Source organism: Burkholderia sp. M6-3, from assembly GCF_050858985.1.
In the GTDB taxonomy this organism is placed as follows: Bacteria; Pseudomonadota; Gammaproteobacteria; order Burkholderiales; family Burkholderiaceae; genus Paraburkholderia; species Paraburkholderia caledonica.
Genome location: NZ_CP110091.1, coordinates 1 through 15,279, shown reverse-complemented (window position 1 = coordinate 15,279; position 15,279 = coordinate 1). Strand labels below are relative to the sequence as shown.

Annotated in this window: 15 protein-coding genes; 6 read left to right on the top strand and 9 right to left on the bottom strand. The window is 61.6% G+C overall.

From position 1 onward, the window contains the following. Positions 1-4: 4 nt before the first annotated feature. From hpnD to OH764_RS17310, 4 genes are all read right to left on the bottom strand, one after another. Complete coding sequence (gene hpnD, locus OH764_RS17325) at positions 5-853, bottom strand: presqualene diphosphate synthase HpnD (protein WP_087751889.1); 849 nt, start codon at positions 851-853, stop codon at positions 5-7. Positions 854-1,140: 287 nt separating this feature from the next. Continuing rightward, complete coding sequence (locus tag OH764_RS17320; protein ID WP_498850069.1) at positions 1,141-2,079, bottom strand: GGDEF domain-containing protein; 939 nt, start codon at positions 2,077-2,079, stop codon at positions 1,141-1,143. Continuing rightward, positions 2,076-2,699, bottom strand: a complete 624-nt coding sequence (locus OH764_RS17315; RefSeq protein ID WP_027779024.1) for a chemotaxis protein CheC — start codon at positions 2,697-2,699, stop codon at positions 2,076-2,078. Before OH764_RS17315 ends, OH764_RS17320 begins: the two co-directional genes overlap by 4 nt. Then, complete coding sequence (locus OH764_RS17310) at positions 2,692-3,060, bottom strand: response regulator (RefSeq protein WP_027779025.1); 369 nt, start codon at positions 3,058-3,060, stop codon at positions 2,692-2,694. The genes OH764_RS17315 and OH764_RS17310 overlap by 8 nt, the downstream gene beginning before the upstream one ends. 661 nt (positions 3,061-3,721) lie before the next feature. On the opposite strand from OH764_RS17310, the gene OH764_RS17305 reads away from it, so the two are divergent. Continuing rightward, positions 3,722-6,004 carry a hybrid sensor histidine kinase/response regulator family protein gene (locus OH764_RS17305; RefSeq protein WP_498850068.1) on the top strand — a complete coding sequence of 761 codons (2,283 nt, stop codon included), beginning with the start codon at positions 3,722-3,724 and terminating at the stop codon, positions 6,002-6,004. 241 nt (positions 6,005-6,245) lie between these two features. Beyond that, positions 6,246-7,346 carry a hypothetical protein gene (locus OH764_RS17300; protein WP_498850067.1) on the top strand — a complete coding sequence of 367 codons (1,101 nt, stop codon included), beginning with the start codon at positions 6,246-6,248 and terminating at the stop codon, positions 7,344-7,346. A gap of 84 nt (positions 7,347-7,430) precedes the next feature. On the opposite strand, the gene OH764_RS17295 is transcribed toward OH764_RS17300, so the two are convergent. Both OH764_RS17295 and OH764_RS17290 read right to left on the bottom strand, forming a co-directional pair. Then, on the bottom strand, positions 7,431-7,985 hold the full coding sequence (locus OH764_RS17295) for an NADPH-dependent FMN reductase (protein WP_498850066.1): 555 nt from the start codon (positions 7,983-7,985) through the stop codon (positions 7,431-7,433). A gap of 570 nt (positions 7,986-8,555) precedes the next feature. Next, complete coding sequence (locus OH764_RS17290; RefSeq protein WP_020068649.1) at positions 8,556-8,687, bottom strand: hypothetical protein; 132 nt, start codon at positions 8,685-8,687, stop codon at positions 8,556-8,558. A gap of 303 nt (positions 8,688-8,990) precedes the next feature. On the opposite strand from OH764_RS17290, the gene OH764_RS17285 reads away from it, so the two are divergent. Both OH764_RS17285 and OH764_RS17280 read left to right on the top strand, forming a co-directional pair. Next, the gene (locus OH764_RS17285) at positions 8,991-9,746 is read left to right on the top strand and encodes an RNA polymerase factor sigma-70 (RefSeq protein ID WP_498850065.1); all 756 of its coding nucleotides are present in this window, start codon (positions 8,991-8,993) and stop codon (positions 9,744-9,746) included. Beyond that, on the top strand, positions 9,727-9,936 hold the full coding sequence (locus OH764_RS17280) for a zf-HC2 domain-containing protein (protein WP_498850064.1): 210 nt from the start codon (positions 9,727-9,729) through the stop codon (positions 9,934-9,936). Before OH764_RS17285 ends, OH764_RS17280 begins: the two co-directional genes overlap by 20 nt. A 69-nt stretch (positions 9,937-10,005) precedes the next feature. On the opposite strand, the gene OH764_RS17275 is transcribed toward OH764_RS17280, so the two are convergent. Next, positions 10,006-10,296, bottom strand: a complete 291-nt coding sequence (locus OH764_RS17275; RefSeq protein ID WP_498850063.1) for a DUF1272 domain-containing protein — start codon at positions 10,294-10,296, stop codon at positions 10,006-10,008. A 402-nt stretch (positions 10,297-10,698) separates the two neighbouring features. Continuing rightward, on the bottom strand, positions 10,699-11,082 hold the full coding sequence (arsC, locus tag OH764_RS17270; protein ID WP_498850062.1) for an arsenate reductase family protein: 384 nt from the start codon (positions 11,080-11,082) through the stop codon (positions 10,699-10,701). A gap of 1,020 nt (positions 11,083-12,102) precedes the next feature. Here arsC and parA point away from each other — a divergent pair. Together parA and OH764_RS17260 are read left to right on the top strand one after the other, a co-directional pair. Then, on the top strand, positions 12,103-12,765 hold the full coding sequence (gene parA / locus OH764_RS17265) for a ParA family partition ATPase (RefSeq protein WP_498850061.1): 663 nt from the start codon (positions 12,103-12,105) through the stop codon (positions 12,763-12,765). A gap of 24 nt (positions 12,766-12,789) precedes the next feature. After that, complete coding sequence (locus OH764_RS17260; protein WP_498850060.1) at positions 12,790-13,848, top strand: ParB/RepB/Spo0J family partition protein; 1,059 nt, start codon at positions 12,790-12,792, stop codon at positions 13,846-13,848. Positions 13,849-13,929: 81 nt separating this feature from the next. On the opposite strand, the gene OH764_RS17255 is transcribed toward OH764_RS17260, so the two are convergent. Beyond that, complete coding sequence (locus OH764_RS17255) at positions 13,930-15,279, bottom strand: replication initiation protein (RefSeq protein WP_498850059.1); 1,350 nt, start codon at positions 15,277-15,279, stop codon at positions 13,930-13,932.

Sequence of the window (15,279 nt, the reverse complement as noted above, 5' to 3'; positions counted from 1 at the left end):
CGGCTCAGAAGAGCGCGTAACGCGCGACGATCCACAGCATGCGCAGCTTCGGCTTGCTGACCTTCGTGCGCGGAATGTCGAAGCCGCGTTCGAGTGTGCGTTCCAGCAGCAAGCGGTACACGCCCGACATGATGCGCGGTGCGCGCACCTGAGTGCGCGGCTCGCGGTCCATGATCGCGTCGGACGCGGCGAAATGCTCTTTCGCGCGTTCAGCGAGCGTTGCGCAGACGCGCGGCAGCGACGGATCGTCGGCGATCTGCGAGGGATTCTTCACCGCGATGCCTTCACGCGCCAGCAACTCATGCGGCAGATAGCAACGGTTGATGCCCGCGTCTTCGTCGATGTCGCGAAGAATGTTCGTCAGCTGAAGCGCGCGGCCGAGATGGTGTGCCAGCAAACGGCCCGGCTCCTCCTGCATCCCGAATATCCTCACCGATAGACGACCCGCCGCACTCGCGACCCGGTCGCAGTACAGATCGAGCGTGGCCTCGTCGGGGGCGCAGATGTCGGCGGCCGCATCCATCGCCATGCCGTCGATCATTGCGTGAAAATCCTCGCGCTGCAGATGGAACGTGTGGATGTGCCGCGTCAGCGCGCGCAACGAGGCGCGCGGCGAGCCGGTATAGCACGCGTCGATGTCGGCGCGCCAGCGCTCGAGCGCCGCTGCGCGGTCGGCGCGCGGCATGTCGCTGTCGGCGATATCGTCGACAGCGCGGCAGAAAGCGTAGACCTGATACATCGCGTCGCGCTGCGCGGCCGGCAGGATGCGCATTGCGAGATAGAACGAACTGCCGGACGTGGCGGCAGCGGCGTCGATTTCAGTATCGTCCACGACAAGATTGGATACAGCCAAGACGATCTCCGCAGGAGGGCGCCCGCTGAAAGGCGTACAGGAATTTTTATGCCTCGCCGCAGGGCGGGCGACCCGCGCGCGCGGACACGCGCGAAACACACGGCTGGGATGCCGGAAACGGCGAAAAGTATAACAACGTTTGTCCGACGACGCAGTTTCCACAGAGCAATGACCGACACAACCGCTGTGATCGGCGAGCCCGGTGCGACGTGCGGCGCGTGATGCCGCGGGCAGAACCGGCTTTCTGGCGCAACCGGGCGCTATGCGCGAACGTCAATCGCCGCCATTCACGTCAACGCGACGCAGCGATTGCGTCCTTGCCGCTTCGCGCTGTAGAGCGCCGCATCGGCCTCGTTGATAAGCACGTCATACGCGGGCGATCCGGCACGCGCCGCCGCGCCGCCCACGCTCGCCGTAACGGGCACGCTCGTGCCCTGCACCTCGACCGGCGTATCGGCGATCGTGCGGCGGATTTTTTCCGCGACGCGCATGGCGTCCTCCAACGGCGTGCACGGCAGCAGCAACGCGAATTCTTCGCCGCCGAAACGCCCGAACGTGTCCTGCGCCCGCACGACCCCGGCAACGCGCTGCGCCATCACGCGCAAAACGGTATCGCCGACGCCGTGGCCGAACTGGTCGTTGATCTTCTTGAAGTGGTCGAGATCGAACAACAGCACCGACATGTCGCCGCCATAGCGCTGCCAGCGCGTATATTCGTCGAGCAGCCGCGCCTCGAAGAAGCGGCGGTTGGCAATGCCGGTCAGGCCATCCCGGTCGGCGTACTCCTGCAGCTTGGCGACAGCCTCCTCGCGCTCTCGCTGCACGATGCTCACATGGGTCACGTCGGAGATGGTCACGCAAACGGCCACTACCTCCCGATCGCGCGTGAGCGGCATGAACGTGACGTCCTGCTGCATATAATCGACGCCGCCTGTGATCGGCCGGTCGTGGTCGAACTTGAACAGATACGGGCGCTGTTCCCACGAACTGAACGCGAAGCTACCCAGCTGAAAAACGCTTTCGATCTTGCGCGACAGCCACACTCGCGGCAGTTCCGGAAACTGCGAGAACAGCGACTTGCCGACCACCTGCTCCGCGGACAGACCGCTGTGGTCCTGCATGAACCGGTTCCACATCAACACGTTCATGTCGCGATCGAGCACGAAGATGCCGAAGCCCACCCGCTCGACGACCAGATCGCTTAACGACTCCGCAGGCGCGCTCATAGGCTGGACAACAACGCATCGAGCGCGTCGCTCATATGACGGATGGACTCTTCAGCCATCAGCATCACGAGATGTGCGCGGAAGCTCTGGTCTTCCAGGGCGAAATTGACTTCGACGAGCAACGCGACTTCCCATTGCAGCACGCCCGGCTGAAACACTTCGTCGAGCGTCAAGGCGTCGCCGAGCAGGCCGGGCGCGGAGAACACCGGCGTGCGGCCGAGCTGGTCGAGAATGCACGACACGCACGCGCCGGTGAGCACGTTCGCCACGTCGAACATCAGTTCTTTCTGGCTCACAGCTTCGTAAGCGGAGCGCGAATACGGGTCGCTGACCAGCGCGCACAAGTCCTCCACGCTGTCGCTGCGGCAAATCACCAGCGCCTCGCCCTTGATGTCCGAACGAAAGCCCTGGCGCACCGCGCTGACCCGGTCTTCAATACCGGTCATGTCCCGGAGCGCTTGCGCGGCCTCGCTGACGGCCACCACCCTCACGCGCGGCACCGATAATTCGATAAACGAATCGAGCAGCCGCGCGAGACGTGTCGCGGCTTGACCCATCGCCAGATTGGCGACCTCTTGCAGCGCGTCGCGCTGATCTTCGGTGAGGACTGGCTCAGACATACAACCCGTACTCCTTGAGGATGGGCAGTACCGCCTCCGGCGTCACGGGCTTGGCGATGAACGCCGCGGCGCCGAGCGTGCGTACGCGCGCCTGGGCCATCGGCTGGATATCGGCCGAGACGACGATGACGAAGGTGTTCAGATCCTCATGCTGCAGCGCCTCGAGCACCTGATAGCCGTTCATTTCCGGCATGGTCAGGTCGAGGAACATCACTGAGGCTTTCCCTTGACGATACAGAGCGAGGGCTTCGCGCCCGTTCGACGCGTACGACACGTCGACGTCCCAGTCCGGCGGCAATGCCTTGGTGAGCACCTTGCGGGCAAGCAATGAATCATCGGCGATCACGATTGGCAAAGGCATGGCGGGTCGAAAGACGGAATAAGCTCGTACGGGTTAACGGCGGATAGTGGAATTCCTTTAGGGCGGAGTCTGGCAAGCCGCGAGCTGTGCGTTGCCTCGTTGGAGGGCTGCTTGTGGCCGCGCGGGGAGGTGGCGCGACGACGCGCGTCTGGCGAAACCATGGCGCGCGCAAGGCTGCGTGCGCTGGACGACGGTTATGACCGGCATGTGAGCCTACCCCGTAGATGAGGCGCGGCTGGTTGGATCGGCTGGTCCCGTGCCGCGCGCTTGTTTTCCGCGAACGCCGGCACTCACGCGTAAACGCATGATCCGATGCCCTCGCGGCGTATGCGTCCGAACATAGCGGACGCACTTTTTCTCATTGCGTCGATTCTCAAAGCAAACCAGTCGAAATGCAATACGCGGTATTTTCGTCCTGATAACAATATCTTCCTTACACGGACGTTATTTGAAAAAATACGCCCCGCATAATAATAGTTTCAATCCCGTTTATACTTTTGTGTACGTTTGCGCTTCCTGATTCTTCACTGTTTTAAAAGGGCAATGAATAGGTGTCGAAATGTCTGGCACCTTCAATTACGGTAACTTCTACCGCCATTCTGCGACTATGCTTCTCGTATCCGCCGTGCCTCCCAGCCCTGAAGACCTGAGCGCTTAACAAATGACCCAAAACCGGTTCGACCCGCACCGAGCGAGCCGCCTTTCCGCTGATGGGCAGGATGAGGCCGTGTTTCCCGCGGTACCGGAGCAGAACTTCCAGATCCGGCGAATGACGTTGATCGCGCTGCTGGTCGCCGCGATCGTGCTGCCATGCCTCTATGTGGCGATCATGGCGTTCAGCGACCTGCGAACCCGCGAAGCCGATGCCACCAACATGACGCTGCGCACCGTGCGCGTCGCCGAGGAGCATGCGCTGAAGGTCTTCGACATGAACGAGACGCTCGACACGCGCATCGTCGATATGACGGAAGGCTTGGACGACGACGGCATTCGCGCGCGCGAGGCCGCCATTCATCGGAAAGTGCGGACAATGGGCGGCGGCTATCCGCAAGTGGCCGCCGTGTCCATTTTCGGCCGCGACGGCGCGCTTCTCGTGAGTAGCCGCGTTTATCCGGCACCGCCGATTTCCATTGGCGAGCGCGACGATTTTGTGGGCCTTCGCGACGGCCACGACCTCGAACACGTGTCGAAGGTGATGACGGGACATGTCGCCGGCGAACAGGTGTTCAACACCGGCGTCGAACGGCGCGCGCCCGACGGCACTTTTGCCGGCGTGGTGTCGGTCGCGCTGCGCCCGAGCTATTTCGACGCGTTCTATCGCGAACTGCTCGGCGGCAACGACGGCGCGCCGATGACCATGAGCCTCGTGCGCTCCGACGGCGCGGTCCTCGCACACTATCCGCGTCGCCCGCGCGAACCGGCGGTCGTCGCGGCAGATTCGCCGTTCGCCGAGGCCATGAACCAGGGACGGCGCGCCGGGGTCGCGCGCATGCGCTCGAATGTCGACGGCGACAACATGATCGTCGCGTTCCGGCACGTCGGCTCTTATCCGGTCTACGTCATGTGCGGGTATCGCGCATCGGCGATGTGGGCCGCCTGGTATCGGCACCTGGCCGTGTTGATCCTGTCGATATTCACGCCGTCCGTCGCGCTATGGTGCGTGATCTGGCTGTCACTGCGGAGGCTCAGCGCCGAAGAAGAGGCGTGGGAACGGTGGCAGGCGGAAGCGTCGATGCGCCGTTCAATCGAATCCGCGTACCGGCAGTCGCGCAAGATGGAAGCGCTCGGCACGCTGGTGGGCAGCGTCGCTCACGACTTCAACAATCTGCTGATGATTCTTGCCGCCAACGTACAGATCGCACGGCGGCGCGGCGCGCCCGGGCTGGACCGCGAATTGTCGGCCATGGAGCGGGCGCTGAAGAGCGGCCAGTCGCTCACGCGGCAGTTGCTGGGCGTCGCGCGTAAGCAGCCGCTGCGCAACGAAACCGTCGCGCTCGAGCGTTGGCTGCCCGCATGCCGCGACCTGCTGCGCGCGTCGCTCGGCGCCAAGGTTTCGCTGGTGATGGATATCGGCGCCGGCGTCTGGCCGATGCGCGTGGACGTTGCCGAGCTCGAGCTTGCGCTCATCAACATCGCCGTCAATGCGCGCGACGCCATGCCCAACGGCGGGCGCTTCACCGTGCGTGCGGGCAACATTACGTTCCGTCACGAAGACGGCTTTCCGCTGACAGGCGACTTCGTCCAGGTGTCGCTGGAGGACACCGGTGCGGGGATGGCGCCCGAGGTGCTCGCGCGCGCCTTCGAGCCGCTCTTTACGACCAAGGCGAAGGGCATGGGCACGGGACTCGGCCTGCCGCAGGTCTTTGCCTTCTGCGAGCGCTCAGGCGGGCTTGCGGCCATCGACAGCGCGGTGGGTGCCGGCACCTCAGTGCGGCTGTATCTGCCGCGTGCTCCCGAAGAGTCAGCGGTCGACGCGCCGGTTGAAACGGATGCAGAGCACCAGGGCGCGCTGCAGGGGCTGCGCATCCTGCTCGTCGAGGACAACGAGGAAGTAGCGGCAGGTACTGAAGCGTTGCTGCAGATGATGGGCCACCAGGTCACATGCGTGTTCAATGCGGACATGGCGCTGCGTCTGCTGCGCGACGCTTACGCACAGCGGGCGCGCACTGGCGACCCGGTGCCGTTCGAACTCGTGCTGTCCGACATTCATATGCCGGGCGCCCTTAACGGCATCGATCTGGCCGAGGCGATCAGAACGCTCGATGAAACGCTGCCCGTCATTCTCGTCACCGGCTATGCGGAAGAACTCGATCGGGCACGACACGTGAACGTGCGAGTACTGTCCAAACCCTTCGACATCGCGCTGCTTGAGGGTCTTCTGCAAGGCATCCAGCGCGAACTCGCCCCGACCGGGCTCGATCCGGCCGCGCATCAAGCGCAATAGGACCGACCGTGGGCAGAGGCTTCAGCCGCCACCATCCCCGTTTTTGCTCAATTTGCGCTGGATTGTAAAAAGCGCGGCGGGCAGGCTGCCGCGTCGTCGATGTGAAGCGCTTCGCGCAGGCAAGCAGGGCGGGGCGCGCGGCGCTTGAACCCGGAATCCGGCATGAAGGTTGCGGCAACCGTTGGATAGTCAGGATGGCGCGCGCCGCGCTATCCGTCCTACCCAAAAACGGGAGACAGCCATGCGACATACCGTGATTGGTTTGTTTAATACTTATCCTGAGGCCGAAACCGCTCGGGAGACGCTAGTACAGACCGGTTTCGCACGCGAGACAATCGAGTTGCAGGCCAATGCCGAACCGTCAGTCGGCTCCGCCACCGCCGAGGTCGCGGGTTCGGGAGTTCTCGCGAACATAGAGCGCTTTCTTTCGAGCCTCTTTGCCAGCGGCCCACGTGCGCCGGAGACCGCGCGTTACACCGAAGCCGTGCGGCGCGGAGCCGTGCTCGTTGTAATCGACGCTGCCAGCGAATCGCATGCGGAACTCGCTCGCAACACGCTGACGCGGCTAGGCGCTACCGATATCGGCGAGCGTTCGCCGGACTGGGGCACGCAGCCGGCCACCGAGAATGCCCGCGAGCATTCGTTACTCGACGAACTGGGAATCGGTGCGGTCACGCCGGGAACACCGCGCGGCCCCGAACCCGGAATGACGACTTCGACGGTCCGCGAAACGCCGGCATCCGTCAGAACCGAAACCGCGGCGCCAGGCGGCGTCGGAACCCCTGCCTCGCCTGGTTTCAGTGCGAGCAGCGGGCTTGGTGCTACGACGGCTGATCCGCTGTACACGACCTCGCCTCGCAGCACCGACGCGGAGCCGTTCGTCCCGCCGCCGCTCACCGGAAGCCGCGAGACCGATCCGCTGAACGAGCCTCTGGCGGACCCGCTGGCGCCCGACGCGGGACGCAGCGCGATTGCAGCCGGGTCTGCGCCGGGCTCAGGCGCTGTGATGCAGCCGTCCGAAGTGGTTTCCGGGTCGGCCCAACCGACGGCCGGCCTGAGCGGCCAGATTCCGAACGAATACCTGGAGTACGAAGAAGATTTCCGCACGCATTACGACGAGCAGTACGCCGCCGACGACGCGCGCTACGAAGACTACGTTCCGGCCTACCGCTATGGTGCGGAAATCGGCAAGGACGTGCGTTATCGGGACAGGGCGTGGGACGACGTCGAACCGGAAGCACGACGGCATTGGGAGACGACGTCGCCTGACAGCACCTGGGAGCGCTTCAAGCTTGCCGTGCGTCACGGCTGGGAGCGCGTGACCGGGCATCACCACGTATAAGAGCAAACGAGAGCAGCGGTAGCGGCGGCGCACCGGGAGGTGCGGCGGCGCCACCGCCTTCAGGACGGTCGGAGCTACACAGTGTCAGGCAGCGGTATGCCGCTTGACCCACGTAACGTAGCGGTCGACGAAAGTCTGCAGGAACTTGCGCGTCCCATCGTTCAGAATCTCGCCCTTCTCGTTGATGATCGCGGGATCGTGCTTGATGAACACCTCGGGTTGACCGAGCACTGCGACGTCGAGATAAGCCAGCACATTGCGCAGATGTTGCTGCGCGAGGGCTGAGCCAGTCGCGCCCACCGAGGTGCCGATCACCGCACCCGGTTTATTACCCCACGAATTAGTGCCCCACGGGCGCGAGCCCCAGTCGAGCGCGTTCTTCAGTACCCCCGGAATCGAGCGGTTGTACTCCGGCGTGACGAACAGCAGGCCATCGGCCGCCTCGATCCGCTGCTTGAGTTGCTTGCCCGCTTCGGGATAATCCGCGTCGTACTCCTGGCTGTAGAGCGGCAGTGAGCCGATGTCGATGAACTCGAACGTAAAGTCGGACGGCGCCAACGAGACGACAGCTTGGGCCAACTGACGGTTGAACGACTCGCGACGCAAACTGCCAACGACGACTGCAATGTGTAAGGCCATGATTCGCTTCCTTGAATAAGGCGCTCGACGCGCGAAGGGTACGGACTGTCATCATAGGCAAAAAGCCGGGCGTAGGGCGTCCGTCCGCGCCGCCATGGAAAAAAGTGGCGGAAAAGTATGGCGGTTTTGCGCTGGCGCGGTGGATAACGCGGCAGGTGCAAAAGTTATCCACAGTTTTACTGAATAACCTTGTGGATAAGTGCTACTTTTGCCTTGTCAATCAAGCCTGCCTCCGGCCTACGCTATTTGGAGGCAGCGGCAGTTTTTCGGCGATCAATCGAGATGGGTGACGGTGTGCGATTTACCGCACGTTCAAGCAGGCGTGCAGTGGATTCGGCCGCAACCGCACAGGTGAAAACGCGTGGTCAGAGCGCAGGAATGTGCGGGTGGCCTAGGCAGCGGCGCGGGTTCGGTAACGGGCGTCCCGCCCGTGATTGGTTTTGTTCTGACGTTGCTACGAAAAAAGGGCGCCCATCTGGGCGCCCTTTTTTGCTTCGGACAGTTTGCCTCGGCGAATTCCGCGGTCAGTCTCTGGCGCCTGCATCGATGCAGGGGGCCGGCAGCCGGAGCTTAGTTGCCGAAAAACACGTTGCAGTAAGATGCCGGGCCATTGCATTGCGCCGGGGCAGCAGCCTCAGCTGCGCCCGAAGCGGCGGCGAACAAAGCGACGGAAGCGATCAGGGCGGACAGAATGCGTTTCATGGTGCTACTCCTCGTGGTGTTGGCTGGCGATCTGGTGCGATCGATGGCCGAAGAATAGCGATTCAATGCCTGCCTAAAAATGGGCTGGATGGGAAGACTTCTTTTCACTAACTGAAATAATGCAAACGCAACGAATGCTTCGCTAGCCTATCCCCTGACAGGCGTGCCTTTGACGGGAGAGGAACACCTGGTGCACGAGCCACGAACGTTATTTTCGTTTTTCGCAATAGTCGATTTCTGTTTGTCACAAGATGCCCGCCCCGCGCGACTAACGCCTACAAATTCCCGCGTTGGAGACCGCGTATGTCCAATATCCATTCGCTTGCGCCGCAAGCTGCGGCAGAATGGCGCTCGTGCCCGAACCCCGTGCGAGACAAACTCTCCGTTTATGAGCGACAACCATTCAGACGACCGCGCGCACGCTTCGCGGAGCGTGCAGCGGAGCCTACCGTGACGCAGGCGAGCGCCGGGACACTCGGCGACCCTGTTTATCTGGCTCAACTGCGTCGCGACCTGGTGCGCTTCGCCCGTTTGCAATTACGCGATGCCGCGGCTGCCGAAGATGCTGTCCAGGAAGCGCTCGCCGCAGCCTGGACGCAAGCCGACCGGTTTGTCGGACAGTCGGAACATAAGACGTGGGTATTCGGCATCCTGCGGCACAAGCTCGTCGATACGCTGCGCGCCCGGCAACGCACGGTGAACCTCTCCGCCCTCGAGTCAGAACTCGACGGCGAGGCGCTACTCGATCGCGAGTTGTTCAAGGACAACGGCCACTGGTCGCAACAGACCAAGCCGCGCCCGTGGCCGACGCCCGAAACGGCGCTGCGTCAGCAGCAATTCTGGGCGCTCTTCGAGGCATGCCTTGAGCATCTGCCCGAGCATATTGGGCGCGTTTTCATGATGCGCGAATTTCTCGACCTCGACACCGATGCGATCTGCGCGGAACTGCAACTGACCGCCAACCATTGCAGCGTGCTGATTTATCGCGCGCGCCTTCGCTTGCGCACCTGTCTGAGCGAGAAGGGCCTATCCAGCGAGGATGCAAATGGGGAAATGTAAGCACATCACCCGGCTGCTGTCCGACGCGTTGGACCGTCCGTTGACGACTGGCGAATGGGTCGCCATCCGGCTGCATCTGCCGACTTGCAGCGGCTGCCGCAACTATCGCAAGCAGATTCGCCTGCTGCGTGACGCCGCTCATACCATGAGTGGCATCTCGACGCCGGACGGGATGAACGGCGACGATTGATGCTGCGGTGCCAGTGGACTCGCGGTGCTTGCCGCACTGCTCCTGGTGGCTGCGGATATCCCCGAAGCGTCAACGTTCGCTGGGTGGCGTGGCGCGATAGCGCTCGAGGAATTCGGAGTGCGAGGCTTCGTCGATCGCAACGGCGGTTCGCTCGCTACGGGCCGGGTGCTTTGCTAACTGAGCACGCGTGCGTATCGGTCGATGTGCAAAATTTCCGCCGCAGTTAGGGCATACGTTGCGCAGAGTCGTCAGCGCGCACACTTCGCAGAAAGTGCATTCGTAGGTGCATATCATCGCGTCGGACGCATTCGGCGGCAGCGACTTTCCGCATCCTTCACAAGATGGGCGTAGTTCAAGCATTCGGACTCCGTTTTGTGTGTGTGAGCCGCACGCGCGGGGGTGTCACATGTCTGTTCCTGCTGCGCTAGCGTAGTTCGTGTCGTGTATCGGGAAGGGACAGGTCTGCGTTAATTACTGCCAGGGCGGTCAATTTTGTTGGGCACGTTGTCGTTGCCCGGGGCGTTGCCTTCATTTCCACCGGCGCCGACTCACCGCCTCGATGCGAGTGTCATTGCATTTGGTTGAGCCGGTGCAACGCATGCGGATACTCGTCGGTGCAAGCATATTGCCTGAACGCAGGGGACCGCCGAGAGGTTCAGACGAACTGCAAATCATGGCCGTCAACACGGTTGCGCAAGAATGTGGCGCCGGTCGCCGACGTCTCTCCCCAAACCGCATTGCGTAGGGGCTACGCCGTACCCTTCATTGCTGCGCTCTGGTGAGGTCCTCGACGAACAAGCTCGCCACGTTCTCGGGCGGACGGCCGATCACTGCGCGCCCGTTTCGCACGACGATCGGCCGTTGCAGAAGTATCGGATGCGCAGCCAATGCTTCGTATAACTGAGCGTCGGTTAACGCGGGCTCAGATAGGCCTCGCGACTCGTATTCGGGCTCGGTGTCGCGGATCATAGCGCGCACCGGACAAGCCAGCTGGATGTTCAACTGCTGCAATTGGGCGACGGTGAGCGGATGATTCAAATATTCGATGACCTCAACAATCTCTTTGCCGTCGCTATACGTACTGGTAATCAGATCGCAGGTCGCACGGGATTTGGAGCAGCGAGCGTTGTGGTAGATGGTGATCATATTGCCATTGTTGGTTTGGAGGAGTGAGGCTGCTACATCGGGGACGTTGTTGCAGATTTTATCCGCTATCGGCGGATGCTTTGTTGTCCGGTCGGACTGGTCTCGGTGCCGTCCGCCGCAGCCTCGGTGCGTGACTGACGGCGAGGCGCGGTCGCCACGTCGTTTGTGAGGAACGCGTTGTTCTGGGCTTCTGCGAAGCGGCCGGTTGCGAATGCAAAGTCTTCGATGCTGACAGCCGCTCGCACGGGTCAGAACTGGTTTGAATGCCAGATTTATGGGTAGTCCCGATGCGGCGGCGGGACCGCTCTTTCGGGTCCGCGAACCGATTTTATCTCCGTCGGCCCTATCTACTTCGTGCGCTGGAGATAGCAACTTTATGCGCATAAAGCCGCCGAGGTTTGCCCGGCTCATCTTCCCGCACCTGCGGCGCCGGAATGGGTGGACGTCGGGTTTTGTGCCCGTCATCAGACCGCCCGTTATCTTGCCGACGCGCGATGGCCCAGGTCCGTAGCTGCCGCAATGAGGCATGAGTCCTGATCCACTTGCCGCTGTGACGCAGCGAACAAAGATGCGCACTCCGGCAAGGGCAGTTTATGCGCATAAACCGGTGGACCGTCTATCGCCAACGAGCGCGCTAGGGTTTGACGTCCTATCGACACCGCTTGCCAACCTATATAGCGCAGCGGAGTAGCAGCGGGGCGTGCGCACTTGCTCTGCGGTCAACACTTGCGGTGCAACAAAGTTGCCGGGTACCCGCCGCAACGCGATTGGCACTTACGCCAAAAGGACCGCTCACAAACGCCGATCATCTACCCGGCGGCGCGTGTGTCCACCTATGCCTCCGCCACGCCTCACTTGACATCGCCTCGTCGCCTCGCGTGACGTGGCGCCGCGTCCCACGCATCTTTATGCGCATAAACCTAGGCTGAACGGCTAATGCCATCTCGATTCCAAAGAAACGATTGAAATACGAATTCTTCCAGGTAAAATCCATCTGCGCTTAAAAAAGAGAGGTGAACATTGGCAGCTGAAATCATCGCGGTAACTCAGCAAAAAGGTGGAGTCGGGAAGAGCACAATCGCGATGCATCTCGGGGCGGCTTTCCACGAGAAAGGAAAGCGAGTCCTGGTCGTGGATGCCGACGGTCAGAACACATTGATCCACTGGGCCAGTGCATCCTCGGACGGTGACACCGGCATCCCGTTCCCCGTCGTCAATCTTTCTGAAGCCGGCAGCCAGATTCACCGTGAGATCAAAAAGTTCGTTAGCGACTACGACATCATCGTCGTCGACTGCCCACCTTCCATTACGGAAAAAGTCTCGGGCGTCGTCCTGCTCGCGGCGAGCGTTGCGGTCATCCCGACGTCGTCGTCGCCCGCTGATTATTGGTCGAGCATTGGCTTAGTCAAACTCGTCCAGCAAGCGCAGGTCATGAACGAAGACCTACGCGCAGTTTTCCTGCTCAACAAGACGGAAGAAAAGCGCATGCTCACGCGCGAGCTCAAGCGTGCGTTGGAAGAGCTTGGATTTCCTCTCCTCAAGACCCAGATTCCTACCCGCGAAGCCTACAAGCAGGCAATGGCATTGGGTCAAACAGTACTACAGATGAGCGATCGCGGCGCCAAGCTCGCCGCCATCGAAGTACGGGCGTGCGCGAATGAAATCGCCGCCTTGCTCCCGTGAATTTATGCGCATAAAGGACCCTGAATGAAACCCTCCCAATTTGCCAAAGGCTTTCAAGCACGTCCTGATACGACCAGCAGCGAGAAGCGAACGGCTCTAGACCGACTGAATGCGATCGACGGGCTGGTCAAAAGCAATGCCTCGAAAGCCACCGACGGCACCGTGCGACCACTTCCGGGCATAGTCCCGCAAACCGATTCGGGCCTCGACACCATCGATACCGAACACGAGTCCGCCGCCTATCGTGCATGGAGAGTTGAACACGGATATCGCCCGGGTCAGGTCATCGAGCTTGCACTGAAGATGATCAAGCCGAGCCCCTTCAATCCACGACACTTCTACGTGAAGGCATCGATTGCCGAGCTCGCCGTGAATCTGGCGAAGCAAGGGCAACAGCAGGCGATCCACGTCATTCCTGACTATGACAATCCCGGCACCTACTTCGTCAGCGACGGCGGTCGACGTGTGCGGGCGTTGAAGGAAGCAAACAAGGAATCAGTGAAGGCGATCGTTATCGATCTGCCAATTGGAATCCAGAGCTACAAGCTCGGCTACGATCTCAACGTCCAGCGAGATTCGCAGACAGTATTCGACAATGCGGTGGTCTGGAAACGCTTTCTGGACGACCGCCATTTCCAAAGCCAGAAGGAACTGGCTGAGCATCTTGGTTTGGACGAGTCGACGGTGGCCGTGGCGTTGTCGATTGCCAAGTTGCCGGAAGCAGTCATGCATGAGATGGTTGCGCGGCCTGACCGTTTTGGCTCCAACATGGCGTATCAGGTCGGCCGATATCACGCGGCTCGTGGTGCCGACGCGACGCTGCGTCTGATCAACAAGATCCTCTCTGACGACCTCAGCACGCGGCAGGTTGCCGACATCGTCAAGGGCAGAGCGACTGCACAGGAAAGCACCAAGCCGGCAGGTCGCCAGCGCTATGCGCAGCGGCTGGAAGTAAAGCTCGATGGAGTGGCGGTCGGCGACTTGAAGACCTACGGAGAGGACCGCATCGAATTGCGCCTCAAGGGCCTCACGCGTGAGAAGCGGGACGATATTCTTCGACAGATCGAAAAGATGTTGAAGTAATAGTCGCTCAATAAGCGGTCTGGCGGCAGCCGCCGTCAGATGCGCCGCCGCGACCATAATTGCCGGCCGCGTGCCGGCTAATCAGGCAGCGCGCGACTGACTAAGTGTGAATGCGAGCAGATCGCCGTCGGTCGGCTCGCCCCACGTCTTGCGAGCCAGCCAATCAAAGAACGCCGTCTCGACGATCTTCGAGTCGAGTCCCCGGCGACGCCAATCGTCGCGCATATGGGCGCCGAGCCCCGGCAACTCTTCTTCCTCGAACGACTGCCGCGCGATGTCCCGTTCGGACTCACCCTGTTCGTCGTAGAGCTCGCGTGCTTCCCTTCGGCGATACGCAGAATACTCGCCCAAGAGGCGCGCCTTCAGATCGTCCGCGGGTGCCGCGACGGCAGCCTTAGCGCCACCACCAGATGCCACAGTCTCGACAGGCGGTGCGTACCCTTTCTTCAGTGCGTCCTTGAACAGCGCCGGCGCACTGCGAACCGGCGGCAATGACGTGCTACGCATGCGTTGCTCGGTCATCTGCAAAGCCGCACGGATGCGGTTTTCCTCGCTGTCCGCGTAGAGCGTTTGCGCCTCTTTCAGCGGAATGCCGATCTTGACCATCCGATCCACCAGTGTGCTGTCGAACACGTTCGGATGCTCGTCAAGAGCGAGCATAGGCTGCTTGCGCTCGGTCACGCGGAATTGGATTTCGGCAACACGCCGGCCCTCGCGGTGCTCGATCAGCTCTACGAAGATATTTGTGACTGCGTTCACCTCCGCGATTGCGGGCCGCAAATAATCGCGCTTGAAGTATTTGTATTCGCGCTTCGCTTCGTCGCCCGCTTCCGTGTCCGGCGTGCCGGAGAGGATAGGGCGCCACCACTCCCACGACTCGCGCATCGTCAGATGGCTTGGATTGGTCAGATAGCGCACGCAGATTTCGTACAGCGCGAGGCCGGCGCTACTGCGCAGCTGGCTCTGGAACTGCAGGCTAAGGCGCGCATACTGAACCGGATCGAGCAGCTTCTTCTTGATCTTCGGGGCGAACGAAAATTCCACCCAGACCCTGCGAGTGGTCGGATCCTCGAGGATTTCCGCGTCTGCGATCAGCGTGGAGATGCCCCACTTCCGGCCCGGCTTTTGACTGGACGTGCCTGTGCTCCATTCGACCTGAACCGAAACCATCCGGCGCAGGTGCTCCTTGACGAGAGCGGTGTCGTTGGAATCGAACGCAGAGTTGGCGACGATGTCCGATAGTAACGCGCGATAGGTATCGCCCGATTCGTCGGCTTGCTGCGCGACAGCCAGCAGCACATTGAACAGCTTGCGTGTCAGCAGCGTGATCTTGCCGCTCTTCGGCTGAATAGCGATCGCCTCGACGGCCTTGCGCAATTCCGCCGAGCTGGGGCTGACTACATCGGTTTTCTTGGCGCGCTTCGTGGCCAT